The sequence below is a fragment of the Paractinoplanes deccanensis genome (genome assembly GCF_016862115.1).
Classification (GTDB): Bacteria; Actinomycetota; Actinomycetes; order Mycobacteriales; family Micromonosporaceae; genus Actinoplanes; species Actinoplanes deccanensis.
In genome coordinates, this window is the sequence record NZ_BOMI01000014.1 from 17,540 (window position 1) to 42,493 (window position 24,954).

The following is a 24,954-nucleotide window of genomic DNA, read 5'->3' on the forward strand; positions in this document are numbered from 1 at the left end:
GCGTGCGGTTCACGGGATGACGTGCTGGTCACTTTGAGGATCCCTCCGGCGCCGGGCGGGAGAAGTATGGAGCCCAGTCGTGGAAGGGAAGAGACGATGACACCTCTAGGTGCGGTGCTCAGGGGCCTCGTGGCCGGCGCCGTCGGGACGCTTGCCATGGACTCGCTCTGGTATTTGCGGTATCGGCGTGGTGGGGGCAAGGACAGCTTCGCCACCTGGGAGTTCTCGGCGGGTGTCAAGACGTGGGAGGAGGCGCCCGCGCCCGCGCAGGTGGGGCGGCGGCTGGTCGAGGGGGTCTTTCAGCGCAAGCTCGACGACCGCTATGCCGCTGTCGTCAACAACATCACCCATTGGGGGTACGGGATGAGCGCCGGCGCGGTCTACGGCGTGCTGGCCGGCTCGCTGCGTAAGCCCCGGAGCGCGTACGGGCCGCCGTTCGGGGCCGCGGTGTGGGGCACCAGCTATGCCGTGTTGCCGGCCGCGGGGCTCTACAAGCAGATCTGGGAGTACGACCGGAAGACGCTCGCCAAGGATCTGAGCGCTCACCTGGTCTTCGGCGCGACGACGGGTGCCGTGTTCCGGGCTCTTAAGGTTATTTAAGGGTTCGAGCAGCGCGAATGCTTGCGGGGACATAGACGTACGCCTTTATTGTTAACCGTCTTGCCAATCCCCCGTAGGCAGAGGTTCTCGACATGAACAAGCGCACGCTGCTCGCCGGCCTGGTCGCCGCCGCCGTGGCCGGGACGCTGGGCGTCGTCGGCATCACGAACGCGAACGCGGCGACCCTCGACCCGTCGCTGCCGCCCGGTGGCAACTTCGACCTGTCGGTGTGGCAGCTCCAGTTGCCGACCGGGTCGCCGGGCAAGCCGGACACGATCTCGCCGGCGCGGCTCAAGGGTGCGAACGGGTACAGCAACCCGGCGTACTTCTGGACCGACAAGAACGACGGGTCGATGACGTTCTGGGCGCCCGAGAAGGGGGTCACCACGCCCAACTCCAAGTACGCGCGCTCGGAGCTGCGCGAGATGAACGCGAACGGCACGGCCGCGGACTGGCCGCTCGCCGGCAACCACACGCTCAGCGCCCAGCTGCGCGTCCCGCAGGTGACCAAGAACGTGGCGGTCGGCCAGGTGCATCTCGGCTCGGGCGGCACCTCGACCAAGCCGCTGCTGGAGCTCTACTACCGGCCCAACGGCGACATCTACCTCGGTACGGAGAACTCGCCGGCCGGCGGCCAGACGCTGCACAAGGTCGGCAACGTGGCGCTCGGCGTGAAGTGGACGTACGTCATCAACGTCTCCGGCAACAAGATCAACCTGACGGTGAACGGGTCGCGGACCAGCTACCCGATCCCGTCGTCGTTCAACCCGTACAAGCAGTACTTCAAGGCCGGCTCGTACAACCAGTCGTCCTCGGAGAGCACCAGCAACGGTGCGAAGGTCAAGTTCTACAGCCTGGTCGTCACGCACGGCTGACGAGGCCGGTGCTCGCGTCTCGCGGCGCGAGCACCGCGCGCTCTACGCCCCGGAGCGGCGCTTGTCGGCCTCCAGATCGGCTTCGCCGACGGCCTCCCCGTCCGAGTCGCGTGCGGGATCGGCCAGATCGGCGTCCGCACCGGAACGGGCCGCGTCCGCCTCGGCGTCCGACGCGCCGACCAGGGGCCCGGTCGCGTCCGGTCCGGCGGTGCCGGCGTCTTCCCTGGTCTGCTCCGCGGCCACCTCGGCGGCGACGGGAAGCCCGGGAACCTGAGGATTCGTCATGACGGCTCCTTTCGTCCCCACCCGGATACCCCGCAAAGGTCAGACGTGAACGGCTCTCGCCTGATTGCCCCGCTCCCCGAACCCGGGCGGGCGGTGGGGGAGGGCGCGGTCAGGTGGCCGGCGGGCGCAGGGGCAGGGTGGCCCAGACGACCTTGCCGTCGTCGGCGGGCAGCGTGCCCCAGCGCTGGGCCACCGCGTCGACCAGGAGCAGGCCGCGTGGTGCGGCGGGGTCGGGGGAGCTCGTCGGGGGCAGCACGGGTGGCTGGGTGCTGCCGTCGCGGACCGCGACCATCAGGTAGCGGCGGCCCCGGGTCAGCCGCAGGTCGGCCATCGTGTTGGCGTGGGTCGCCGCGTTGGTGACCAGCTCGCCGGCGATGAGGCTCGCCGGGCCGGCCAGGTGCTCGAGACCCCAGCGGTCGCAGGCGTCCCTCGCCAGGGCGCGGGCCCGCCGGGCGGCCCCGGTCAGCGGGAGCAGCACCTCGCTCATCGACGGCATGTGCCGGCGCGGCTCGACCGTCAGCGCCTCGTCGACGGTGGCGATCAGCGCCACCCGGCCGTAGCCGGCCTCCAGCAGCCTGGTGGTCCGCGGGTCGGTGGCGACGATCAGCAGCGGGGTGCCCGGCCAGAGAGAAGCCTGGCGGGAGGCCGCCTGGAACACCGCCACGGCGTGCGGGTCGGCGACGACCGCGCGCTCCAGGTCCACCACGACGGCGTCGGGCCGTTCCATCAGGCATTTGAGCAGCGTGGCCCGCACGCGCGGCGCGGTGGCCAGCGTGAGCTCGCCGTGGACGCGGACCAGCAGTCGCGTCCCGGCCGGCTCGACCTCGCAGTGAACGCCGGGCATATCCCGATTGTTACGCGCCCGGAGCCGGCAGCCCACCCCGCACACGCGACGATTGGGCCCAGCCGGAGGCGGTCAGCCCCGCCGAACCCGCCGCCGAGCCGCCCGTCGACCTCGCGGCCGGCGAACTCGAGGCCGCGCCGTCCGTCGGCCTCGCGGCTGAGCCGTCCGCCGAACTCGCGGCTGAGCCGTCCGTCGGCCTCGCGGCCGAGCCGTCCGCCGAACTCGCGGCCGAGCCGTCCGCCGAACTCGCGGCCGAGCCGCCCGTCAGGCCCGCGGCCGTCAAGCCCGACGCCGGCAGGTGCCGCGCCGTAGCGGCGGAGGGGGAGCGCCGCATCATGAGCGGACCCGACACGCCGGCGGCCATGAGCGCCTCCTCGACCAGGCCGCCCGGGTTGACCACGCCGAACGGCAGGCCGCGGTCCCCGGCGGCCGCGCGCGCCTCCAGCAGGCTGCGGATGCCGGCGGCGGAGAGCAGCGAGACCCGTTCGAGGTCGACGACCAGGCCCGCCACGCCGTTCTGGTCGGCGGCGTTGACCATCATGGTGCTCAGCGCGGGGCTCACGTCGGCGTCGATCTCGCCGGTGAGGACGATCCGCACGAGGCCGTCCCCGTCGTCGTGCTTGCACATGGTGAACAACCCGCTCATGCTGACCTTCCGTCCGGCTCCCCCGCGGCTATCGATTCTGCGGCATCCGGACGGGATCCGCCGGTGATGTTCCCTCTTGGGTGCAGCGATCCACCCGGGGTACGAGTTGTCGTCGGCTGGTCCGCGGTCGTTCAGGGGAGTGGTTCACCCATACACGGCTCCCAGCGACTCAGCGTCACCGTCGGGGGAGACCCGCGCCGCCGGACGAGGCGGGCGTCAGGGGGCAAGGCGCGTCAGGAGCAGTGCCGCGTGACCGGCGACAGCCACTCCTTCAGGGCCGGTCCCAACGTGTTGCTCACGTCCCTGTCCGTGCGGATCCCGGCGAAGAACTTCGCGTCGGCCGCCTTGGCGCGCAGCTGATCGGCCGCCTTCTTGCCGTCCGCCTTCAAGCCCGCGTCCCCGCTCGCGCGGGTGGCCTCGTCGACGGCGGCGGCGAAGGCCTCCAGCGACTCCCGCGCCTGCTTCTGGGTGCCGGCGTCGCGGCGCCCGACCATCGTGGTGAGGGACTGGGCGAAGGGCGCCATCTTCTCGCCGTACACCTTGCCCAGCGCGTCGCAGGTGGCCTTGAGCTCGGCCGGCACGCTCGGCGCCGGCGCCGCGGGAGGTGGAGTGCCCGCCGGAGTCCCGGCCACCGTGCCGCAGCCGGACACGACCGCGACGGCGGCGGCGACGAGCAGAACGCGGCGCATGGCTGACCTCCCGATTGGGAGCGCTCCCACTCCCTAGGAGGGCGACGATACGTCACGAAGCGAAGCCTGTCGATGCCCGTACGCCAGATAGACGACCATCCCGAGCGCCAGCCAGGCGAGGAAGCGCAGCCACGTCTCCACCGACAGGTTGGTCATGAGATAGAGGCAGGCGAGCGCCGACAGCACCGGCACGACCGGCGAGAACGGCACGCGGAACGGGCGGCGCAGCCGGGGCCGGGTGCGGCGCAGCACGGGCACCGCGATCGACACGGTCACGAAGGCGAACAGCGTTCCGATGCTCACCAGGTTCGCCAGCGACGACAGCGGCACGAACCCGGCCAGCAACGCCACACCGGCGGTCACCGCGATCGTGGTGCGGTACGGCGTACCCCATCGGGGGTGGATCCTGCCGACGGACGGCGGGAGCAGGCGGTCGCGCGACATCGCGAAACCGATCCGGCCGATCGCCACGATGTCCACCAGGATCACGCTGGTCAGCCCGGCCACGGCCGCGATCGACACGAGGTGCGACGCCCAGCCCGCGCCGACGCTCTCGAAGGCCGAGGCGATCGGCGCGCCCGGGTCGATCTGCCGGTAGTCGACCATGCCGACCACCACGAACGACACCGCCACATAGAGCACCGCCGACACGCCCAGCGTCCCGAACAGCCCCAGGGGCAGGTCCCGGCTGGGCTTGCGGGTCTCCTCGCCCAGGTTCGCCACGGCCTCGAAGCCGGTGTACGCGAAGAAGACCACCGCGGCCGCCGTGAGCACCCCGGTGATGCCGAACGCGGACGGCTCGATGCCGAACAGCAGCTGCGACAGCGGCTGGGTCAGCCCCGGCTCGCTCGCGTCCGTGGGCTGCGACGGCGGCACGAAGGGCGTCAGGTTGGCGGCGTCGAGGAAGAACAGCCCCGCCACGACGACGAAGACGCAGATGCCGACCTTCACCACGACGAGCACGTTGGTGACCCGCGACGACTGCTGGATGCCCACGGTGGCGACCGCGCCCAGCGCCAGCGTGATCAGGATGGCGCCCACGTTGACCACGCTGTCCTCGCCGAACAGGCTGCTCGGCAGGTCGAACAGCGACGCGAGATAGCCGGACCAGCCCCGGGCCACCACGGCCGCGCCGAGCGCGAACTCGAGCACCAGATCCCACCCGATGATCCAGGCGAAGATCTCGCCCATGGTCGCGTACGCGTACGTGTAGGCGCTGCCCGCCGTCGGCACCGAGGACGCGAGCTCGGCGTAACAGAGCGCCGCCAGCAGGCTCGCCACCCCGGCCAGCAGGAACGACACGGTGACCGCCGGCCCCGCGTGGTCGCGCGCCTCGACGCCGGTCAGCGTGAAGATGCCCGTACCGATCACGATCCCGATGCCGAACCCCATGAGGCTCAGCGGGCCGAGGCGCCGCCGCAACCCGCCGCCGGCCTCGCCGCGCGCGAGCACGTCCTCGACAGATTTCGTCCGCAATATCGACATGATGGCCGCACGTCTACCCAGCGGCCTGCGGATTAATCCGTGCCGCTCCGGGCGTTGGAGCAGGGGTGACTCTCCGCTTCGCGATCCTCGGCGACTCCATCGCGTACGGCCAGGGCGCCTCCGCACCCGCCGACACGGCCGCCGCCCGGCTCTCGGCCGACCTGGCCGCGCACGGCGTGCCGAACGAGCCCCGGATCTTCGCCGTCCCCGGCGCCCAGAGCCGCGACCTGCCCGCCCAGGCGGCCCGGGCCGCCGCCTGGCACCCCGGCCTCGCCCTGATCATCATCGGCGCCAACGACCTCACCCGCTTCGTGCCGCCCCAGCAGGCGGTGCCCCGGCTGACCGCGGCCCTGCGGACGCTGCGCGCGGCCGGCGCCGAGGTGGTCGTCGCCCCCGCGCCCGATCTCAGCGTCGTCCCGTGGGTCCCGGCCGAGATGCGTGCCCTGGTCCGCGCCGGCAGCCGGCTGCTGCACGACGCGCAGACCCAGGCGGCCCTGGCCGAGGGCGCCCACGTGGCGGACATCGGCATGTCGTCGGCCGCCGGGTTCGCCGGCGACCACTCGCTGTTCAGCGCCGACCGCTTCCACCCGTCGAGCGCCGGCTACGCGGTCATCGCCGACGCGCTCGCCCCGGCCGTCCGTAAGGCGGCGAAGGTCCTCGCCGGGTGACAATGCGGGCATGCGCCTGTCCGTCCGCGGCACCTCCTCGCTCGTCTTCGACGACGGGTCGCCGGTGCGCGCCGCCTCCGCGATCGCCCCGTTCGGCGACGGCCATCTGATCGCCCAGGACGACGCCACGCACGCGGCCTGGTGCCGGCCGGGGTCGACCGTCCCGGTCCGCGTGCTCGACCCGGTCGACGGCCTGGAGGTCTTCAGCTCCGTGGCGGGCACCAAGCACCTCAAGCCCGACTTCGAGGCGGCCTGCCCGGTGGGGGAGGGCGTGCTGCTGCTCGGGTCGGGCTCGACCCCGGCGCGGATGCGGGCCTCCCTGGTCACGGCCGAGGGCTTCACGCCGGTGGACCTCACCGTGGTGTATCACCGGGTGGCCGCCGCGCTCGGCGTGCCGGTGGAGTCGCTCAACCTGGAGGGGGCCTGCGCGGTCGGCGACCGGTTGCGCTGGTTCCAGCGCGGCAACGCGGTGGCCGGGGCCCCGACGGCCTGCGTCGACGTGGACTTCGCGGCGCTGCTGGCCGCGGTGGCGGGCGGGCCCGCCGATCAGATCACGATCACGGGGGTACGCCGTTACGACCTCGGCGCCGTTGCCGGTGTCGGCCTCGCGGTCACGGACGCGGTGGCGCTCGGCGGGGGCCGCGTGCTGGTCAGCGCGGCCGCCGAGGACACACCGAACGCGTACGACGACGGTCCGGTGGTGGGCGCGGCGCTGGTGCTGCTCGACGACGACGGGGTGCTCGCGACCGCCGCGCTCCCGGCCCCGGACGGCGCCGTACCCAAGGTCGAGGGTCTTGCCGTCAGCGCGGCGACCGCCGGCGGCCTGAGGCTGCTGGCGGTCGTCGACGCGGACGATCCGGTCATCCCCTCGCGGGAGATCGACCTGGAGTTGAGCTGGTGAGCGCTCAGTCGCGGCCCGGGAAGCGCTGGGTGATCTCCTGGAGCAGCCACTCGTTGCCGTCCGGGTCGGCGAACGAGGCGTAGCTGCCGTACGACTTGCGGTCCGGCTCCAGGCCCGGCACGCGGCCGCTGGTGTCGAGGCCGCGCAGGCCGTGCCAGACCTCGCCGACCTCGGCGCCCAGCGAGATGAGCTCCTTACGGGCGGCCTCGATGTCGTCGACGATCAGCATGTTGTCGCGGGCCGAGCCGGGCTCCTGCGCGGTCAGGCCGACGCCGAACTGGATCGACGCGGGCGAGCCGGGCGGCGTGAACTGCACGACGCGCAGGTGGTCGTTGATCGGGAAGTCGGCGTCCAGGCGCCAGCCGAGGCCCTGGTAGAAGGCCTTCGCCCGGTCGACGTCGCTGACCGGGATCACGGTGACCTCGAAGCGGAAATTCATGGCGGACCTCCATCGGATTGGTGTCACCAGACTCGCCCCGCACGGGCACCGGGCGAGCCAGGGACAGTCCCTGGTCCCCGGGATCCCGTGCCTGGGCGGGACCCTGGCGGGCCAACAATCGAGGCATGAGCAGTGTCCCGATCGCCGCGCACGCCCTCCTCTCCGACTGCCACTCGGCCGCCCTCGTCACCGACGCCGGGTCGGTCGACTGGCTCTGTTTCCCGCGCTTCGACAGCCCCTCGGTCTTCGGCCGCCTCCTCGACGAAACCGCAGGTCACTGGTCGTTGACGCCGACCGGCCCGTACGAGGCGAGCCGGCGTTACCTGGACGGCACGCTGGTGCTGGAGACTCAGTTCCGCACCACGAGCGGTGTGGTCCGGCTCACCGAGGCGCTGGCCATGGGCGAGGGCAACCGGGGCCACGAGCTCGGCCGGGGATCGCCGCACCTGCTGATCCGGTCGGTCACCGGCGTCTCCGGCCAGGTCGCCCTGCGCGTCGAATACCGTCCCCGCCCCGAGTACGGGCTCCTGCACCCCCTGCTCGGGCACGCCGACGGCGGCGTCACGGCCCGCGGCGGCGCGGAATGGCTGGTGCTCAGCACCCCCGTACCCCTGGACCTGCACGAGTCGACGGCGACCGCGACCGTCACGGTGAGCGCGGGGGAGACCCTGGCCTTCGCCCTGCACCGGTCGACGCTGGAGGAGACGCCGGCGCACGTGTGGCCGCAGCGGGCCCTGACCGCGAGGCTCGCCGACACGATCGAGGCGTGGCGGTCGTGGTCGGCCCTCCATCAGGCGTACGACGGCCCGTGGCGCGACCTCGTGCGGCACAGCGGCCGGGTGCTCCAGGCCCTCACGTACCGCCCGAGCGGCGCGATCGTCGCCGCACCGACCACATCGCTGCCCGAGAGCCCCGGCGGCGCCCGCAACTGGGACTACCGCTATTCATGGGTGCGCGACGCGAGCTTCACGATGGAGGCCCTGTGGGTCGCCGCCTGCCCCGACGAGGCCGGCGACTTCTTCGCCTTCATGACCACGGCCGCCGCCGGCGCCCCCACACCGCTCCAGATCATGTTCGGCGTCGGCGGCGAGCACGACCTCACCGAACGCACCCTGCCCCACCTGCGAGGATGGCGCGACAGCAGCCCCGTGCGCGTCGGCAACGAGGCCTGGCGCCAGCAACAGACCGACGTGTACGGAGAGCTGCTCGCCGCCGCACACCGCCTCTCCGCCCAGCTCGACACGGTGGACGACGACGTGCGCGCCTTCCTGATCACCCTCGCCGACACCGCCGCCACCCGCTGGCACGAGCCCGACCAGGGCATCTGGGAGGTACGGGGCGAGCCCCGCCACTTCCTCTACTCGAAGGTGATGTGCTGGGTCGCCCTCGACCGCGCCCTCGCGTTGCTGGCCCCCACCGTGTCCTCCGACCACTCCGGCAAATGGCGAGCTGCTCGCGACGAGATCCGGGCGACCGTGCTGCGTGAGGGGTTCTCCGAGCGGGTGGGCGCGTTCACGCAATCGTTCGGCTCCGTGGATTTGGACGCCTCGGTGCTGATGATGCCGATCGTGGGCTTCCTGCCGGCCACCGATCCGCGCATGCGCGCCACCATCGACGCCGTGGCCAGGGACCTGGTCGACCCGCGCGGGCTGGTCTACCGCTACCGCGGCGCCGACGGGCTCGACGGCGACGAGGGCACGTTCCTGCTCTGCACGTTCTGGCTGGCCCACGCCCTCGCCCTGGCCGGCGAGTGTGAACGGGCACGCGAAGTGTTCGGACGGGCAGCCGGCCACCGCAACGACGTGGACCTGCTGGCCGAGGAGGCCGACCCGGGCACGGGCGAGATGCTGGGCAACTTCCCGCAGGCGTTCAGCCACATCGGCCTGGTCAACGCCGCCTGGGCCATCAGCGAGGCGGAACGCCGGGCCTGGGAGCGCGACCACGCGTGACGCCCCTGGTCAGCGTCCCCAGGGTTCTCCCCCAGGGTTTTGCACGGGTTCGCTGAACACCCGGGTTTTGCCATCGTTAGGGACAACAACGGAACGGCGTCTGGGGGGATCCACCGTGGTTGTCCAACTTCGCGCGGACCGCAGCAGGAACCCGCTGCGGATCGGCACTCATGAAATCGATGTGAACGGCACCGGGCAGCGCTACCACGTGCGGGGCAGCGGCCCGGAGGTGTGCGTGGCGATCCCGGGCGGCCCGGGACTGTCCTGGGAGTACCTGCGGATGCCGGCGGTCGAGCGCCGCGTCCGGGTTGTCTACGTGGAGCCGCTCGGCACCGGCGCGTCCGGCCGCCTGCCGTCCCATCCGGACGGTTACACCAGGCCCGTGTACGCGGAGGCACTCGACCGCGTGCTCGACCACCTCGGCCGTGACCGCGTACACCTGCTCGGTCATTGTCACGGCGGCCTGGTCGCGCAGTACTACGCGCTGCGCCGCCCGGACCGCCTGGCCGGCCTGATCCTGCACATGAGCTCGCCGGTCACCGGCCCCGAGCAGTCCGTCGAGACCAGCCAGCAGCTCGACCGCTTCGTGCGGCGCAACCAGTGGAACCCGGCCCTGCCCGCGGTGCTCGACGCCCTGCACGCCATTCAGGACGCCCACGACGACCGCACCCTGACCGCCGCGACCCGCGACGCGCTGCCCGCCCAGTTCGCCCACTACTGGGCACGCCGCGACGAGCTCGCCGGCCTCCGCTCCAAGATCCGCCGCTCCTACCTCGCCGCCCCGGAGCCCATCGACGACCGCGCCGACCTGCCCGGCCTGCGTGTCCCGACCCTGGTCACCGCGGGCATGTACGACATCATCGGCGGCACCCGCTGGGCGCGCGAACTGCACTCGCTCATCCCGTACGCCCGCTTGCTGCTCCTCGCCCGCAGCGGGCACCTGGGCCACATCGAGGAGCCGGAGCGCTTCGCCGAAGGCGTCCTGGACTTCATCGCCGCGACCCCGGCCCGGCAGAGCGGAAAGCTGGCCGCGTAAACGCCTCGGTATCCTGCACCGATGAACGGTGACCCGGTGCGTGAGTTCGAGGACGGCGTCGCGTACTGGAAGACCCGGAAGCGGTGACCGCAGGACCTGCACAACGCCTTCTACGCGAGCCAGCGGGCGATCACGGACGGGACGTTCGGCCCGGCCTGGTGGACGGCGACGCGGCGGCGGCTGCACGACTGGCGCGCCACGCGCGGCGCCAGTTATGCGGAGCTCGACGAGCGCATGCTGAAGTATCACGGCGAGCTGGTCGACGTCTGGGAAACGGTGGTGCGGCCCCGGCTCGAGGACGACATCACGTCCGTCGAGTGGGAGCAGGTGCGCAGGCTGCCGGACCTGGCCGCGCTGATCAAGCCCACGCGGAGCGAGTCGGGAGTGTTCCCGTCGAAGCTGTCGCACTTCATCGCGCCGCGGTTGTTCCCGGTGCTCGACAAGACCGCGCTGCCGGGTGGGCAGCACGACTATGGGAGTTACTTCGCTCTCGTGCAGGACACGTGGCGTGCCACGGACCCGGGCGTCCAGGAGGCGCTGCGCCAACGCCTGACGGCGATCGTGCGGGAACACAGCGGCGGCTCGATGATCGACGACTATCCGGTCGTCAACAAGATCGTCGAGCTGCGGTTGATCGGGCGCCATCACCCGTCGGCGGGCTGATCGCCGGACGCGTGCGGGCGCCTGCCGTGAGTGCGGCGGCGGGCGCGGTTGGAGAGAACGAACGTTCTGTCTGGGGAACTCGCCTGGTTGAGGCGGCCGCGCGAGCGGCTCGTCAGGACACGTACCAGTCGAAGATCTCCCAGCCGGGCGGCGTGGCCATCACGGCCAGCATGAGGACGCTGGCGGCGGTCGCGGCGGCCAGCAGGCGCCAGGACGGGGTGGCGGTGCGGTAGGCGGGGCGGGTCAGCCGCGGCAGGGCCAGCAGCACGCAGGGGACCGCCACGAGGAAGCCGGCGGCCGTCGCGACCACAGCGGGGAAGGCCCATGCCGGCGGGGACTGCTCGGGAAAGAACGTCGCTTCCGTGGTCACGTAGGCGATGACCCCGTACAGGTAGGCGGTCACCACAATGGCCTGAAGCGAGATCAGGATCCAGGGGCCGCGGCGCCGCGCGTTCTCGTGCATCCCGGCACGATAGCGGAACAAGATCAGGCTCGTCGCGGCGCGCTGAAACTGTTTCGCTTTTCTGATTCGTGCTACGGTCGGGAAAAGCTTCCGATTTTTCCTCACTTTTCGTCCGCCTGTGGCGGCTGACTGGTGCAGCGGTCGCCGCAGGCGGAAACCATCGTGCCCGGACTCATGCGAAATCGAGGAAGAAATGATCGTTCCGAGGCAGGCCGTCGTCGACGAGCTGCGGCGGCGCGGGCAGGACGTGCGGGCGGATTTCGTGGAGCGGCAACTGCCCGAGCAGGTCGACTCCACACGCCACGGTGGGTTGCTGGCCACGTTGCACATCAACTTGGACGAGCTCACCGAGTCACCCGAACGCCGCCCAGAAGATTGATCTTTGAAGGCGGAAATTGCTCAATCGATACGCCGGCGGATTCGATTTCCAGCGCCCGGCCGGGCGTTTTGCGCCACGCCGCCATCAAGACGCGGGTCGCGTGGTCGTTCAGCAAGAGGGAACCCGGGTAACGACGCGCAGGCGGGGCGGTGGCGCGGGGACGGCGGCAGCGGGGCAGCGCCGATACGATAGGCGGCCTGCGGACGGGGGATGCTGTGACCGAGGTGGCGCTGCGCGAGGTCGAGGACGCCGATCTCGACGCGATGTTCGAGATCATGCGGGATCCCGAGTCGGTGTGGATGGCGGCCTTCACGGCGGCGGATCCGGACGACCGGGATGCGTTCGAGCGGCACATGGCCAAGATCAGGGCTTCGGACGACGTGATCTATCGGGTTGTCACTGTGGACGGGCGGCTTGCCGGCAACGCGGGGAGCTTTGTCGTCGAGGGTGATACCGAGGTCACGTACTGGATCGATCGGGCCTTCTGGGGGCAGGGGGTCGCCGGGCGGGCGCTGGCGCTGCTGCTGGAGCTGCAACCGGTGCGGCCGGTGTTCGCGCGGGCCGCCAGTGACAACGTGGGGTCGCTCAAAGTGTTGCGGCGGGCGGGGTTCGAGGTTGTCGGCACCGCCGTGGGATATGCGAACGCGCGCAGGGCCGAGATCGAGGAGACGGTCCTCCAGCTTCAGTGAGGGGTGGGCGCCGGGCCGGTCGAGTCGCGGACGATCAGCTGGTGGCCGGTGCGGCGGCGGCGTGGGCGGGCGGCCCGGGGCTTCAGGGCCAGGTCGAGGGCCATGCGGCCCATCTCGTACATGGGCAGGCGCACCGTCGTGAGGCTGGGGGCCAGGTCGGCCGCCACCGAGACGTCGTCGAAGCCGACCACCGACATGCGGGCCGGGACCGCGATGTCGTGTTCGCGCAGTGAGGACAGGACGCCCATCGCCATCGCGTCGTTGAGGGCGATGATCGCCGTGGTGGACGGGTGGTCGCGGAGGACGGCCTCCGTCGCCACGCGGCCGCCCTCGCGGATGAAGTCGGTGTGCAGCACGGGCATCGCCTCGGGGTCGAGGCCGTGGGCGCGCAGCGCGGCCACCACGCCGGTCATGCGGTCGGTGACCGTCGTCAGCGCCGCCGTGCCCGCGACGACGGCTATGTGGCGGTGGCCCAGGCCGATCAGGTGCTCGCCCAGGGCGCGGCCGCCCGCCTCGTTGTCGGGGAGCACGGCGTCGGCGCTCAGGCTGTGGCGGCCGATCACCGCCAGGCGGCCGCCGTTGCGTTCGTAACCGCTGAGGACCGCTCGCGCCTCCGACTCGACGGCCGGGTCGCTGTAGCCGGAGCCGGCCACGATGATGATGCCGACGCGCTGGGCGATGAGGCTGCGGATCTGGCGCAGCTCCTGCTCGGGGTCGCGGCCGGAGTGGCAGATCTGCACCAGCAGGCTCTGCTCGCCGGCGAGCTGGATGACGCCGCCGGCGATCTCGGAGAAGTACGGGTCGTCGACCTGATGCACGACGAGGCCGACCGTGGAGCTGGCGCCACCGGCGAGGGTGCGGGCGTACGGATTGGCCACATAGCCCATCTCGAGCGACACCTGGCGCACCCGGTTGGCGACCTCCTCGCTGACGCCGTCGCGGCCCGACAGGGCGCGTGAGGCGGTCGCGAGGGAGACGCCGGCCCGTTGGGCGACATCGATGAGGCGCAGCCCAGGGCCCGGTTTCGGCATCGTTAACTCCCAGCTCTTGCCAGTGATCTACTGCACAGCTTAGTCTACGCAAGCGCTTTCGGAAGCGCTTTCGTACTCGGTGCAGAGGAGCGTCCGAGGATGCCGATAAACCATTTCCGCTCAACGGCCGCAGCCCTCGGGTCGGCCACGATTCTGGCGCTGACCGGCTGTTCGGGCGACGGCTCAGGCGGCGGCGAGAACACCAGCGATCCCATCGTCGTCGGCATCTCCCTGCCGCTGACCGGCGACTTCTCCGAGCCGGGCAAGGGCGTCCAGGAGGGCTACGAGGCCTGGGCCAAGGTGGTCAACGACAAGGGTGGCCTGCTCGGCCGCCAGGTCGAGCTCAAGATCCTCGACGACCAGTCCAACGCGGACCGGGTCGTCGCCGACTACGAGCAGCTCATCGGCAAGGACCAGGTCGACCTGGTCGTCGGCCCGTTCTCCACCCGGCTCGTGGTGCCCTCGGCCCGCGTCGCCGAGGAGTACGACATGCTCTTCGTCGAGCCGGCCGGCGCCGCCAAGGAGGTCTTCGAGCAGGGCTTCAAGAACCTGTTCTACGCGGCCCCGGCGGTCGCGAACGACCACTACAACCATCTCGCCGAGCACATTCTCGCGCTGCCGCCCGACCAGCGTCCCAAGACGGCCGCGTACGCCGCGATGGACGACCCCTTCGCGCAGGGCACCGCGTACGGCCTGAAGGAGAAGCTCGAAGCCGGCGGCGTGAAGACCGTGGTGAACGAGGTCTACCCGCCGAACACCACCGACTTCAGCGGCATCGCGGCCAAGGTGGCCGCCGCCAAGGCCGACGTGCTCGTGGGCGGCTCGCAGTACCAGGACGGCGTCAACCTGATCGTCGCGCTCCAGCAGCTCGGCTACCAGCCCAAGCTGGCCGCGTTCTCGACCGCGCCGACGAACCCCGAGTTCGCCAAGGCGATCGGCAACAAGACCGAGGGCATCCTCTCGCCGACCGGCTACAGCCAGGACGCGCCGTACGAGAGCAACAAGGAGTTCGTCGAGAAGTTCAAGGCCCAGTTCGGCAAGGAGCCCGAGGAGGACCAGGCCAACGGCTACACCACCGGCCAGGTCGTCGCCGCCGCCGTGACCGCGGTGGGCTGCGCCGAGCAGGGCGAATGCCAGAAGAAGCTGGTCGACTGGCTGCACTCCAACAAGGTGGACACCGTGGTCGGGCCGCTGAGCTGGGACGCGACCGGCAAGCCGCAGGGCGCCCACATGATCCAGCAGTGGGTCGGCAACGACATCAAGATCGTCCTGCCGTCCGACGTCAAGGAAGCCGAGTTCGTCTACCCGAAGCCGGCCTGGTGACGCGATGCTGGTCCTTCAGAGCATCGTGCTCGGCCTGCTGCTGGGCGGCCTGTACGCCCTGCTCGCCGCCGGGCTGACGCTCTACTTCGGCATCATGCGGGTCGTGATGATCGCCCACTCGGCGTTCCTCATCCTGGCCGCCTACCTGGCCTGGTGGATGCACGACCGGTTCGGGCTCGACCCGCTGCTGTCGATGGTGGTCACGGTTCCGCTCTTCTTCGCCGCCGGGGTCGCGTTGCAGCGCCTGCTGCTCACGCGGCTCCGGCCGGCCACCCTCACCATGATGTCGGTGCTGCTCACCTTCGCGATCGCGCTCGGCGTCGAGGGGCTGCTCGGCTACGCCTTCACCGGCACGCAGCGGCGCATCCAGCTCGGCTACGGCTCGGCGAGCCTCGAGCTGTTCGGGGCGCGGATCGCGGTGGTCAAGCTGATCGCGTTCGTCCTGGCCGCGGTCGCGCTCACCAGCCTGTACGTGTTGATGAAGCGCACCCGGTTCGGGTGGGCGCTGCGGGCGACCATCCAGCACCGGGACGCGGCCCGGCTGCTCGGCATCGACACCGAGCGGGTCGCCGGCTACGGCTTCGGCATCGGCCTGGCCACCGCGGCGATCGGCGGTACGGCGCTGTCGCTCGACACCACCATCTACCCGTCGCTGCACTGGCACTGGATCGGCCCGCTGATGGCGATCATCGTGGTCGGCGGCCTGGGCAGCGTGCCCGGCGCGGCCGCCGCGGCGATGGTCCTCGGGATGGCGCAGAGCCTGCTCCAGATCCCGATGGGCACGACGTGGGCGCAGACCGTCTTCTACGTGGCGCTGTTCGCGACGCTCGCGTTCCGGCCGCAGGGATTCTTCGGAGGCCGCCTTGCCCAACGCTTCTAGAAAGATCGTGGCCGTCGGGGCGATCGTGGTGCTCGCGGCGGGGATCCTCGTCTTCCCGAGCCTGGCGCCCAACCCGTACATCCTCTCCTCCGGTGTGCTCGTGCTGAACTACGCCGTGCTGGCGACGTCGTGGAACTTCGTCGGCGGCTTCACCGGCTACATCTCGCTCGGCCATGGCGCGTTGGCAGGCCTCGGCGGGTACGCGACGGGCCTGCTCGCCACGAAGGCGGGTATGCCGTCGTTCGCGGCCCTGGCGCTGGCCGGGCTGCTCGTGGCGGCGCTCGCCGTACCGCTGGGCATGGCCGCCCTGCGGGTGCGGGGCGCGTCGTTCGTCATCGTGTCGATCGCGCTGGTGCTGATCCTGCTGCTGGTCTTCCAGAGCTGGGCGTCGTTCACCGGCGGCTCGCGCGGGCTGGTGGTGCCGCGCCCGTTCGACCTGACCCGGCCCGAGCACCACCGGGTCTTCTACTTCCTCTTCGCGGGACTGCTCGGCGTGGCGCTGCTGGTCTGGTGGCTGCTCGACCGGTCGCGCTTCGGCCTGGGGCTCAAGTCGATCCGCGAGGACGAGGACAAGGCCGAGGCGCTGGGCACGCCGACCTTCACGTACAAGCTGATCGTCTTTGTGGTCTCGGCGGGCTTCACGGCGCTGGCCGGCGGGCTCTACGCGCTCTGGTTCGGCGACCTCGACCCGGTGTTCCAGTTCTCCATCCTCACCGGGTCGTACGTGGTGCTGATGGCGCTGCTCGGCGGCGTGCGCAACCTGTTCGGCCCGGTGGTCGGCGCGCTCATCGTCGGCTCGGCTCTGGAGTACTTCAAGGTCGAGTACGGCGACACGCCGCTGCACCTGGTCGCGACCGGCCTGCTGCTGGCGCTGGTCGTGATCTTCATGCCGGACGGGATCCTGCCGGCGATCGGCGACCTGTTCCGGCGCTTCGACCGCACCCGGCGCTCGTCGATCCGCGAGGTGACCGCGGCGGAGCTGCGCGACCAGCGGAAGGCGGCGGTATGAGCCTCGAAACGCACGAGCTGCGCAAGGCGTTCGGCGGCGTGACGGCCCTCGACGGCGCGACCGTCTCGTTCCACGAGGGCAAGGTGAACGCCCTGATCGGGCCGAACGGCTCCGGCAAGACGACGTACTTCAACTGCGTCACCGGCATGATCAGGCCGGACTCCGGCCGGGTCACGTACCGGGGGCGCGACCTCACCGGCAAGGCGCCGCACCGCATCGCGCGGGCCGGGCTGGGGCGAACGTTCCAGCTGTGCCGCACGTTCCCGCGGATGACCGCGCTCGAGAACGTGCTCGCCGCCGTACCGCAAGGGGGTCTGCGCTCGGCGAAGGCCAAGGGCGACATCGAACGGGCGATGAGCTGGTTGACGAGGCTCGGCATCGAGCACCTCGCGGAGAGCGAGGCGCGCGACATGTCGTGGGGTCAGCAGAAGCTGCTGGAGCTGGCCGGGGTGCTGATGGCCGAGCCCGAGACGGTGCTGCTCGACGAGCCGGCGGGCGGGGTCAACCCGGCGCTGCTCGACCGCATCGGCGCGCTGATCCGCGAGCTCAACGCCGAGGGGCGCACCTTCGTCATCGTCGAGCACAACATGGACCTGGTCATGAGCATCAGCGACCACATCGTGGTGTTCGACCGGGGACGGCCCATCGCGGAGGGACCGCCGTCGGTCATCCGCTCCGACGAGCGCGTGCTGGGGGCGTACCTTGGCGTCTGAAGTCGAATTCGAGCTGGTCGATGTCGTCGCCGGGTACGGGCGCGCCGCGCCGGTCCTGCGCGGTTTCGGCGTCGCCGTGCCGGCCGGGTCGATCGTCTGCCTGGTCGGGCCGAACGGCGCCGGCAAGTCCACGGTGCTCAAGGTGGCGGGCGGCCTGCTGAAGCCCCGGTCCGGCCGCGTCCTCGTGGCGGGCCGGGAAGTCACCGGCGCGGGACCGCAGCAGATGCTCGCTCACGGGGTGTCGCTCGTGCTCCAGGGGCACAGCGTGTTCCGCGAGATGACCGTCGAGGAGAACGTGTTGCTCGGCGCCTACACCCTGCGTGACTCCCGGCGCATCGCGTCCCGCGTGGCATTCGTCAAAGAGGTCTTCCCGGTGGTGGCCGACCGCTGGGGATCGCTCGCCGGCCTGCTCTCCGGCGGGCAGCAGAAACAGGTGGAGTTCGCCCGGTCGCTGATGGTGGATCCGAAGGTCGTCCTGCTGGACGAGCCCTCGATGGGACTGGACCCCAAGGCGACCAGCACGGTGTTCGAACAGGTCGTGCGGATGCGCGACGCCGGGACGGCTGTGCTGCTCGTGGAGCAGAACGCCCGGCGGGCGCTGGAGACCGCGGACCTCGGGTGCGTGCTCGACCTCGGGCGCGTGCACATCTCCGGGCCGGCCCGGCAGCTCCTGGCCGATCCGCAGCTCGGGGAGCTCTACCTCGGCGGCCGTCCCGCCGAGCCTGTGCCGGATATCTGAAAGGTCGTCCTGGTGAGACGAACTGGAGGAATCGCCGTCGCGCTGGGCCTCGCCCTCGTGGCAGCGGGAACACCTGTCAGCGCGGACGCTCCCGGTCCGCAGAGTGTCCATCCGTCCCTCCGCTCCGACGTGGTCGCGCTCTACGACTTCGACCACCCCGTGCCCGGTGACACGGCCCTCGAGAAGGACCTCGGCCGCTCGGGCACCGAGATCGAACTGATAAACGGCGGCGCCGCCCAGCGGGTGCCCGACGCCGCCTATCCCGGCGCTCGCCGGGCGCTCCAGACGAAGCAGGTCGACCCGGCGGTGACCGGGAACGACGACTGGAAGGCCGGCATCTACGCCCAGCCCGGCGTGCGCACGCTCCGAGCCTTCAACGCGGTCGGCGGCACGACCGTGATGGGCTGGTTCAAGCGCTCCATGGACGGCCCGGCGCTCAACAGCGTCACGGCCGACCCGAACGACTACTTCAACGCGATCGGCCTGGCCGGCGTGCTCACCGGCGACTCCGACGGGCACGGCGTGCGCGCGCTGCTGGAGCTGATCGACGTGAACGGCACGCTCCGGCTGGTCGCGCTCGGGCGGCGCCTCGACGGCGGCAACTCGCAGACCTTCGCCGCCGGCGAGGACTGGAAGACGCTGCTGCCCAAGGACACGTGGGTGCACCTCGCGGCGACGTTCGACTTCAACGCCGGCACGATGGCGCTCTACCGCAACGGCGTACCGGTCGAGGGCTTCTACACCCGTACGGACGACCCGTGGCTGGTCTCCGGCCCGGGCCCGCACGTGACGACCGCCAGCGACCCGCGCGGCATCAAGATCGGCGGCAGCTTCCCGCAGAACACCGTCGAGCGCAACCCCTGCGACTGCCGGATGGACGCGCTCACGTTCCTCGACCGGTCGCTCTCCGCGCGCGAGGTCGCCGCCCAGTACCGCTACTACTTCCGCCACTGAAACGGGGATGATCTCTATGAGACGGTTCCTTCTATCCGCCGCGGTCGTATTGTCCACATTGGTCGCCGCGCCCACCGTGGCGCTCGCGGCCCCCGCCGGCGAGCCGATCGCCGACCCGATCCCGTACGAGCCGGTGACGTCGTCGCTGGGGCTCGAGCTCACCGAGTACGCGTCGTTCCCGCAGTCGTTCACCCAGCCGCCCCTGACCGACCAGCGGCTCAACCGGATCGCCCGGATCAACACGATCCTGGAGCTGCCGGACGGCTCGGGACGCCGTGCGGTGCCGGACCTGAACGGCAACCTGTACCTCGTGAAGGACGGCGTGCCGCACGTCTACCTCGACGTGCGCGCCGAGTTCCAGCCGCAGTTCTTCTCCGGGCGCGGGCTCGGGCAGGGCTTCGGCTACGTGACGTTCCACCCGGACTTCAAGACGAACGGCCTCTTCTACACCATCCACACCGAGCAGGCGTCGCAGACCACGGCGGTGCCCGACTACCAGCAGACGGGCACGCTCTTCCACGGCGTCATCAACGAGTGGAAGGCGGCCGACCCGGCCGCTGACACGTTCGCCGGCACCCGCCGCGAGATCCTGCGCGTCGGCTTCGGCGGCCAGATCCACGGCATCCAGGAGATCAACTTCAACCCCACGGCCCGGCGCGGGTCGGCCGAGTACGGCAAGCTCTACCTCGCGGTCGGTGACGGCGGTCTGGGCGTACGCAACACCGACCCGCAAAACCTCGCCCTGCCGCACGGCAAGCTGCTGCGCATCGACCCGCAGGGCACGAACTCGCCGAACGGCAAGTACGGCATCCCCGCGGACAACCCGTTCGCCGGGCAGACGGGGGCGCTCGGCGAGATCTACGCGCTCGGCTTCCGCGACCCGCACCGGTTCAGCTGGGACAGGGCCACCGGCAAGATGTATCTCGGGCACATCGGCGAGAAGTCGACGGAGGCCATCTACGAGGTGCGCGCCGGCGACAACATGGGCTGGAGCGAGCGCGAGGGCCGGCTGGTCTTCGACCGCGACGCGACGAACGTCTGCGACCGGCTCTACCCGCTGCCGGCGGACGACGCGAAGTACGGCTACACGTACCCCGTGGCGTCGTACGACCACAACCCGGCGCCCGGCTGGAACTGCACGGCCGACGTGGGCGTGGCGGTCGCGGGCGGCTTCGTCTACCGCGGCAACGACATCCCGAAGCTGCGCGGCAAGTACATCTTCGGCGACCTCGTCGCGGGCACGGTCTTCTACACCGAGGCGAGCGAGATGCGGCGCGGCAAGGATCCGGCGACCATCCACCGGCTGCACCTGTTCACCCCGCAGGGCCAGTCCGTACGGATGCAGGAGCTCTCCGGCCCGGGCGCGCCCGGCGATCCGAACCGGGTCGACCTGCGCTTCGGCACCGACGCGCGGGGCGAGCTCTACATCCTCGCCAAGGCCAACGGCAAGATCTGGAAGGTGACGGACGCGAAGTACTTCGCTTCCTCGCCGGTGGGCCACACCCGGGTCGTGAACACCTCGGCCGCGTCGAACTGGGCGCCGGTGACGCCGTCGAAGTGGCGCTTCGAGAACGGCCAGGTCATCCTGGCCTCAGCGGGCGAGGCGCGTCCCGGCCCGCGACGCCCGTTCGAGTACGCGGTGCTGACCAAGGGCCCGGCGTTCTCCAGCGTCGAGATCACGGCCCAGGTACGCCTGGACGAGCCCGTCGAAGTCACCAACCGTGACGTGATCATCGTGTTCGGCTACAAGTCCGACACGGAGTTCTACTACGCGCACCTCTCGACCGACAACACGATCTACCCGCACAACGGCATCTTCAAGGTGAACAACGCCGACCGCGAGCGGATCGACTACCAGTGGAACGGCCGCTCCCGAGGCGCCAACCCGGCCATCGTGGACGCGGAGTGGCACAACGTACGCGTCAAGCACATCCCGGCCACCGGCGAGATCGCCGTCTACGTCGACGGCGACCGCAACCCGCTGATGACCGCCCGCGACACCACCTTCACCTCGGGCCGCGTCGGCTTCGGCTCCTTCGACAACATCGGCCGTACCCGCCACTTCACGGTCGTGGGAACGCCGGCAGCCTGAGCCCCACCGGCTGGACGCCGGCATCTCAGAAGATGCCGGCGTCCACTGTGGATACGTACTTCTCGATCACCTCGTCAGCGGGCGGCGGCTCGACGGTCACCGGCAGGCCGAAGTCCGAGAACTCGATGACGTAGAGGTCGTCGGAGGACTCGCCGAAGCCGCTGCTCACGCGGGTGAGGCGACCCGCCTGGTCGACTTCGGCGGCGAAGTGACCGTCCTTACCCCGCGGTGCGCGGACCGCGACGCCACGGAAGGATCGATCGCCGATTCGGGTGATCTTCGAGCCCTGCTCCACCGTCCCCCGCGGAAGCTGCCACGGGAAACCGGGTTGGAAGGTGTTCGTGGTCTCGATGTTGAAGGCCGTCAGCTTGATCCATTTGTTCAGATCCTGCTCCTGAAGGAGCGTGAGCTCCATCTTGGGCATCCGCGTCGCCTTCATCCATACGTCGTCACCGATGCGCCGGACCGCATAGCTGTCCGCCGTGACGTCGTAGTTTCCCGTGGCGGCATCGACCACCCCGGCAAGCCTCGTGCCAGGCGGACGGCCGCCCGCGATCGTGAACGTGATGCGAGCGGACTGTTCTCCCAGCTTCTCCGCCGCGAAGGCGAGCGCCGCCTTCGGATCGGCCGGCAGTGAGACGCTGACCGCCACCTGGGGCTGCTCCCCGCCGTCCCGAGGATCGGCGCACCCCGCGAGGCCGAGAACCAAAACCAGCAAACCACCCATTGCGCGCCGCATGTCCCCGTACCGTCCCTGCCTTGATCTTGAGCCTGTGAAGTGAACCATGGCCGACGGCATCCGTCGCACTGGTGCATCTATCGGTTTGATTACTTCAAGGGACGTCATGACCGGCAAGGCCACGCTCGTCCTGTCTCGCATCATCGAGGCAGCCCTCATCCTCCTCGGCGTTCTCGTCGTCTCCCTCGATGATCCGTGGGAGTTCGTGTCCCTCGGGTTCTGGGACGTCATCGCGATCGCCTATCTCGCGATCCGCATCAGGCGCCTGCGGCGCAGCCACCGCGACGACAGCACCGAATGGCTCGCCCGCGGCATCGGCGGCCGGTGGGGCCTGACGTTCACCATCTTCACCAGCATGGTCGGCATCGTCGCCGGTCTGGGCATCGTCATCAGCGACGGCGACCAGCAGCTGCTCGCCAAGGTCGCCGGCGTGCCCGCTGTGCTCTTCGCCTGGGGCATCCTGCACTTCGGCTACGCCGAGCGCTACGCGAAGACCTTCTATGCGGCCGACGAGCCGCCGCTCGCCTTCCCCAACACCGACCGGCCGGGCTTCGTCGAGTTCGCCTACTTCTCGTTCACCCTGGGCACCACATTCTCGGTCTCGGACGTCGAGACTCAGACCGCGAAGATCCGCTTGCAGATCCTGTCCCACTCGATCCTGGCGTTCGTCTACAACACCGCCACGATCGGCATCGCCGTCAGCGTCATCACCGGCTGAGATTCCCATCGCCACGGCCACGCCTGCCCCCGCGCGTCCGTGGCGGTGCGGCCGCTTCGCGCGGCGGTGTGGCTGCGGCGGCGTGCACTTCGCGGCGCAGGCGCGGGCGCGGGGCCCGGGTACGGCGTGTGGCTGTGTCGGTGCGGGCGCCTGGCGTGGCGGCGTGACTTTGGTGGCGCGAGTGTCTGGCTTGGTGGCGGCCGGCTGCGATGGCTGAACGCCTGGCGTAGCGGCATGGCCGGACGCCGTCTCGCTGTTTGGCCCGTCGGCACTAGCACGTGAGGACGGGCTCACAGCGCATGGCACTGATCCGGTCGGTCACCTGAAACGATGAGTCTCTACCGTCCGGCCGTCATGTGTATCAAGTCAACATGTGCCGGGCCTGCATCAACATGTACTCGGGTTGAGTCAATATTCGGGCGTGGCGGCGCATGGGGCGGGAGACGCCCCCGGGCCGAATCGCCGGCTCGGAGTTGACCCTTCGGGCCGGCACCGATGGCGTTTCGGTGGCGGCCGCCGCGCATAAGCGCTCAGCTTCCCGCTGGGGCGGGGGAGACCGGCGCCGGTGGCTTCCGGCGGCGGCTTTGGATCGTACCCGTGGCGACGTCGAAGAGCAGGAATGCTGCCAGGGGGATGCCGAAGAGCGGGACCGCCCAGCCGAGAGCGATGACGGCGGGGACGCCGGCGACGATGGCCCACGGCGGGAGTTGCTGCCAGGCGCCGCGGGTGCCCAGGGGAGCGCCGACCGGAGCTCGGCGGTCGGCGCGGGTTGGGCGGCGCTGCCACCACATGCGGTAGCCCCAGACGATGACGCAGAGCAGGCCGATCGCGAGGGCGGCCAGCAGGATCTGGTTGGGGAGGCCGAACAGCAGTCCCATGTGGGCGTTGACGCCCCAGGAGGTGAGCTTGGCGAGCAGCGGCCAGTCGGCGAAGTTCACCCGGTCGGTGACCGTGCCGGCGGTGGCGTCCACGGCGACGCTGTCCTGGCGGACCGGCCACAGGCTGTCGTTCTGGGCGACCTTCCAGGCACTCGTGCCGTCGGCGGGGGCCGTGACTTCGAGGGGGCCGTCGAGGCCGTTGTCGCGGGCCACCTTCAGCACGCCGTCGATGGCCGTGTGATCGGCGGTGCCGGCCACCGCCGCTGTGCCGCCGTGGTGGCCGGTGGGGGTGGCGGCGGCGCCGGTGAGAGAAGTGCTCACCGAGGGGCGGCTGCCGTCCAGGGCGTCGAGGGCTTCGCTGAAGTTGCCGCCGGCGTAGCGGGACCAGGTCAGGCCGGTGACCGACAGGATGAGCAGGCCGGCGGAGAGCCAGACGCCGGTGGCCGCGTGCCAGCCGCGGGTGCGGTGTACGCCTTTCGCGGCGGCCAGGTCGGGAACCAGGAGCCCGCGGACGGTGCGCCCAAATCGGCGGCCGGACGCGGCGGGCCGGTTGCCGGATGCGGCGGGGCGGGTGCTGGGCGGGCGGTTGTCGGACGTGGCGGGCCGGGTGCCGGGCGGGCGGGTGCCGCGCCGTCGGCGCCACCACAGGAGCAGGCCGCCGACGGTGATGACGCCGAGCCAGCTGGCGGCGAACTCGGAGTAGTGCCGGCCGGCGGCGCCGAGGTGCAGGTTGCGGTGCAGGTCGTCGAGCCACGTGCGGACGGGCGTGTAGGAGAACCAGGTTGTCAGGTGGCCGGTGACCTCGCCGCTGTACGGGTTGACGTACACGGTGCGCCGATGGTCCTCGTCGAGCGTGGGCAGCGCGAAATCCACCTGCGTCGTCGCGGAGCCCTCGCCCGGCCGCACCGTGACCAGTGTGCCGCCGGGCGCCGAGGCCCGGGCCGCCGCGATCTGCTCGGCTACGGGCCTCGTGGGGCCGGCGGGATTCGGGACGATGAGCTCGTCGGCGTAGAGAATGCGGTCGATCTGTGGGGAGAAGACGTACGCGAGGCCGGTCAGCGCGGCGACGAGCAGGAACGGGGCCACGAGCACGCCGGCGTAGAAGTGCAGTCGCAGCAGCAGGGGGACGAAGCCGGACGGGGATTGCGCGCGGGAACGGGACGACGGGGGAGCCGAGGGTGGCGCGGCAGTCGACATGCGGGTTGGTCGTTCGCCAATGCGGGGTAGTTCCCGGCGATTCGCGGAACCGATCGCCGGTGTGCGGCGA

27 protein-coding genes are annotated in these 24,954 nt (G+C 70.9%); 17 read left to right on the top strand and 10 right to left on the bottom strand.

Annotation, left to right across the window (positions count from 1 at the left end; genetic code table 11):
- The first annotated feature begins 96 nt into the window (after positions 1-96).
- Together Ade02nite_RS04830 and Ade02nite_RS04835 are read left to right on the top strand one after the other, a co-directional pair.
- Entirely contained in the window at positions 97-600 is a 504-nt protein-coding gene (locus Ade02nite_RS04830) for a hypothetical protein (RefSeq protein WP_203760281.1), read from the top strand.
- 92 nt (positions 601-692) lie between these two features.
- The gene (locus Ade02nite_RS04835; RefSeq protein WP_203760282.1) at positions 693-1,475 is read left to right on the top strand and encodes a polysaccharide lyase family 7 protein; all 783 of its coding nucleotides are present in this window, start codon (positions 693-695) and stop codon (positions 1,473-1,475) included.
- A 42-nt stretch (positions 1,476-1,517) separates the two neighbouring features.
- Here Ade02nite_RS04835 and Ade02nite_RS04840 read toward each other — a convergent pair whose 3' ends face one another.
- The 5 genes from Ade02nite_RS04840 to Ade02nite_RS04860 form a co-directional block, all read right to left on the bottom strand.
- Positions 1,518-1,760, bottom strand: coding sequence for a hypothetical protein (locus tag Ade02nite_RS04840; protein ID WP_203760283.1), 243 nt, complete (start codon positions 1,758-1,760; stop codon positions 1,518-1,520).
- A gap of 109 nt (positions 1,761-1,869) precedes the next feature.
- Positions 1,870-2,604: an STAS domain-containing protein gene (locus Ade02nite_RS04845; protein ID WP_203760284.1), complete on the bottom strand. Its 735-nt coding sequence runs from the start codon at positions 2,602-2,604 to the stop codon at positions 1,870-1,872.
- 10 nt (positions 2,605-2,614) lie between these two features.
- Complete coding sequence (locus Ade02nite_RS04850; RefSeq protein WP_203760285.1) at positions 2,615-3,250, bottom strand: STAS domain-containing protein; 636 nt, start codon at positions 3,248-3,250, stop codon at positions 2,615-2,617.
- Between the two features lie 233 nt (positions 3,251-3,483).
- Positions 3,484-3,939, bottom strand: coding sequence for a hypothetical protein (locus Ade02nite_RS04855; RefSeq protein ID WP_203760286.1), 456 nt, complete (start codon positions 3,937-3,939; stop codon positions 3,484-3,486).
- 33 nt (positions 3,940-3,972) lie between these two features.
- On the bottom strand, positions 3,973-5,424 hold the full coding sequence (locus Ade02nite_RS04860; RefSeq protein ID WP_203760287.1) for an amino acid permease: 1,452 nt from the start codon (positions 5,422-5,424) through the stop codon (positions 3,973-3,975).
- A gap of 65 nt (positions 5,425-5,489) precedes the next feature.
- On the opposite strand from Ade02nite_RS04860, the gene Ade02nite_RS04865 reads away from it, so the two are divergent.
- Together Ade02nite_RS04865 and Ade02nite_RS04870 are read left to right on the top strand one after the other, a co-directional pair.
- Positions 5,490-6,092: an SGNH/GDSL hydrolase family protein gene (locus Ade02nite_RS04865; RefSeq protein ID WP_203760288.1), complete on the top strand. Its 603-nt coding sequence runs from the start codon at positions 5,490-5,492 to the stop codon at positions 6,090-6,092.
- A gap of 10 nt (positions 6,093-6,102) precedes the next feature.
- Entirely contained in the window at positions 6,103-6,993 is an 891-nt protein-coding gene (locus tag Ade02nite_RS04870) for a DUF6910 family protein (protein WP_203760289.1), read from the top strand.
- 4 nt (positions 6,994-6,997) lie between these two features.
- Here Ade02nite_RS04870 and Ade02nite_RS04875 read toward each other — a convergent pair whose 3' ends face one another.
- Entirely contained in the window at positions 6,998-7,432 is a 435-nt protein-coding gene (locus tag Ade02nite_RS04875; protein WP_203760290.1) for a VOC family protein, read from the bottom strand.
- 125 nt (positions 7,433-7,557) lie between these two features.
- Between Ade02nite_RS04875 and Ade02nite_RS04880 the strand changes: the two genes are divergently transcribed.
- The 3 genes from Ade02nite_RS04880 to Ade02nite_RS04890 all read left to right on the top strand — a co-directional run bounded on the left by Ade02nite_RS04880 (position 7,558) and on the right by Ade02nite_RS04890 (position 11,080).
- A complete protein-coding gene (locus Ade02nite_RS04880) occupies positions 7,558-9,381 on the top strand; it encodes a glycoside hydrolase family 15 protein (RefSeq protein WP_203760291.1) in 1,824 nt (607 codons plus the stop codon).
- A gap of 115 nt (positions 9,382-9,496) precedes the next feature.
- The gene (locus Ade02nite_RS04885; protein ID WP_203760292.1) at positions 9,497-10,417 is read left to right on the top strand and encodes an alpha/beta fold hydrolase; all 921 of its coding nucleotides are present in this window, start codon (positions 9,497-9,499) and stop codon (positions 10,415-10,417) included.
- A gap of 234 nt (positions 10,418-10,651) precedes the next feature.
- Positions 10,652-11,080 (top strand): hypothetical protein, encoded by a 429-nt coding sequence (locus tag Ade02nite_RS04890; RefSeq protein ID WP_203760293.1) that lies wholly within the window; start codon positions 10,652-10,654, stop codon positions 11,078-11,080.
- Between the two features lie 112 nt (positions 11,081-11,192).
- Here the strand turns inward: Ade02nite_RS04890 and Ade02nite_RS04895 are convergent, their stop codons facing one another.
- Positions 11,193-11,543, bottom strand: coding sequence for a hypothetical protein (locus tag Ade02nite_RS04895; RefSeq protein ID WP_203760294.1), 351 nt, complete (start codon positions 11,541-11,543; stop codon positions 11,193-11,195).
- A gap of 193 nt (positions 11,544-11,736) precedes the next feature.
- Between Ade02nite_RS04895 and Ade02nite_RS04900 the strand changes: the two genes are divergently transcribed.
- Positions 11,737-11,922, top strand: a complete 186-nt coding sequence (locus Ade02nite_RS04900) for a hypothetical protein (RefSeq protein ID WP_203760295.1) — start codon at positions 11,737-11,739, stop codon at positions 11,920-11,922.
- A 215-nt stretch (positions 11,923-12,137) separates the two neighbouring features.
- The gene (locus Ade02nite_RS04905) at positions 12,138-12,611 is read left to right on the top strand and encodes a GNAT family N-acetyltransferase (RefSeq protein ID WP_203760296.1); all 474 of its coding nucleotides are present in this window, start codon (positions 12,138-12,140) and stop codon (positions 12,609-12,611) included.
- Here the strand turns inward: Ade02nite_RS04905 and Ade02nite_RS04910 are convergent.
- Positions 12,605-13,642: a LacI family DNA-binding transcriptional regulator gene (locus Ade02nite_RS04910; protein WP_203760297.1), complete on the bottom strand. Its 1,038-nt coding sequence runs from the start codon at positions 13,640-13,642 to the stop codon at positions 12,605-12,607. The two genes, Ade02nite_RS04905 and Ade02nite_RS04910, sit on opposite strands and share 7 nt — an antisense overlap.
- A 99-nt stretch (positions 13,643-13,741) precedes the next feature.
- Here Ade02nite_RS04910 and Ade02nite_RS04915 point away from each other — a divergent pair, with 99 nt between their 5' ends.
- Genes Ade02nite_RS04915 through Ade02nite_RS04945 form a run of 7 tightly spaced genes read left to right on the top strand, consistent with a single transcriptional unit; the run spans position 13,742 to position 21,352 of the window.
- A complete protein-coding gene (locus Ade02nite_RS04915) occupies positions 13,742-14,965 on the top strand; it encodes an amino acid ABC transporter substrate-binding protein (protein ID WP_239168525.1) in 1,224 nt (407 codons plus the stop codon).
- A gap of 4 nt (positions 14,966-14,969) precedes the next feature.
- Entirely contained in the window at positions 14,970-15,845 is an 876-nt protein-coding gene (locus Ade02nite_RS04920; RefSeq protein ID WP_203760298.1) for a branched-chain amino acid ABC transporter permease, read from the top strand.
- Positions 15,829-16,854, top strand: coding sequence for a branched-chain amino acid ABC transporter permease (locus Ade02nite_RS04925; RefSeq protein ID WP_203760299.1), 1,026 nt, complete (start codon positions 15,829-15,831; stop codon positions 16,852-16,854). Before Ade02nite_RS04920 ends, Ade02nite_RS04925 begins: the two co-directional genes overlap by 17 nt.
- Complete coding sequence (locus Ade02nite_RS04930) at positions 16,851-17,567, top strand: ABC transporter ATP-binding protein (RefSeq protein WP_203760300.1); 717 nt, start codon at positions 16,851-16,853, stop codon at positions 17,565-17,567. Before Ade02nite_RS04925 ends, Ade02nite_RS04930 begins: the two co-directional genes overlap by 4 nt.
- Positions 17,557-18,306, top strand: coding sequence for an ABC transporter ATP-binding protein (locus Ade02nite_RS04935; protein ID WP_203760301.1), 750 nt, complete (start codon positions 17,557-17,559; stop codon positions 18,304-18,306). The genes Ade02nite_RS04930 and Ade02nite_RS04935 overlap by 11 nt, the downstream gene beginning before the upstream one ends.
- A 12-nt stretch (positions 18,307-18,318) precedes the next feature.
- Complete coding sequence (locus Ade02nite_RS04940; protein WP_203760302.1) at positions 18,319-19,260, top strand: LamG-like jellyroll fold domain-containing protein; 942 nt, start codon at positions 18,319-18,321, stop codon at positions 19,258-19,260.
- Positions 19,261-19,276: 16 nt separating this feature from the next.
- Complete coding sequence (locus tag Ade02nite_RS04945) at positions 19,277-21,352, top strand: PQQ-dependent sugar dehydrogenase (RefSeq protein WP_203760303.1); 2,076 nt, start codon at positions 19,277-19,279, stop codon at positions 21,350-21,352.
- Between the two features lie 25 nt (positions 21,353-21,377).
- On the opposite strand, the gene Ade02nite_RS04950 is transcribed toward Ade02nite_RS04945, so the two are convergent.
- On the bottom strand, positions 21,378-22,091 hold the full coding sequence (locus Ade02nite_RS04950; RefSeq protein WP_203760304.1) for a hypothetical protein: 714 nt from the start codon (positions 22,089-22,091) through the stop codon (positions 21,378-21,380).
- 106 nt (positions 22,092-22,197) lie between these two features.
- Between Ade02nite_RS04950 and Ade02nite_RS04955 the strand changes: the two genes are divergently transcribed.
- Positions 22,198-22,809, top strand: a complete 612-nt coding sequence (locus Ade02nite_RS04955) for a DUF1345 domain-containing protein (RefSeq protein WP_203760305.1) — start codon at positions 22,198-22,200, stop codon at positions 22,807-22,809.
- A gap of 530 nt (positions 22,810-23,339) precedes the next feature.
- Here the strand turns inward: Ade02nite_RS04955 and Ade02nite_RS04960 are convergent.
- Positions 23,340-24,884, bottom strand: coding sequence for a PepSY-associated TM helix domain-containing protein (locus Ade02nite_RS04960; protein WP_203760306.1), 1,545 nt, complete (start codon positions 24,882-24,884; stop codon positions 23,340-23,342).
- Between the last annotated feature and the right edge of the window lie 70 nt (positions 24,885-24,954).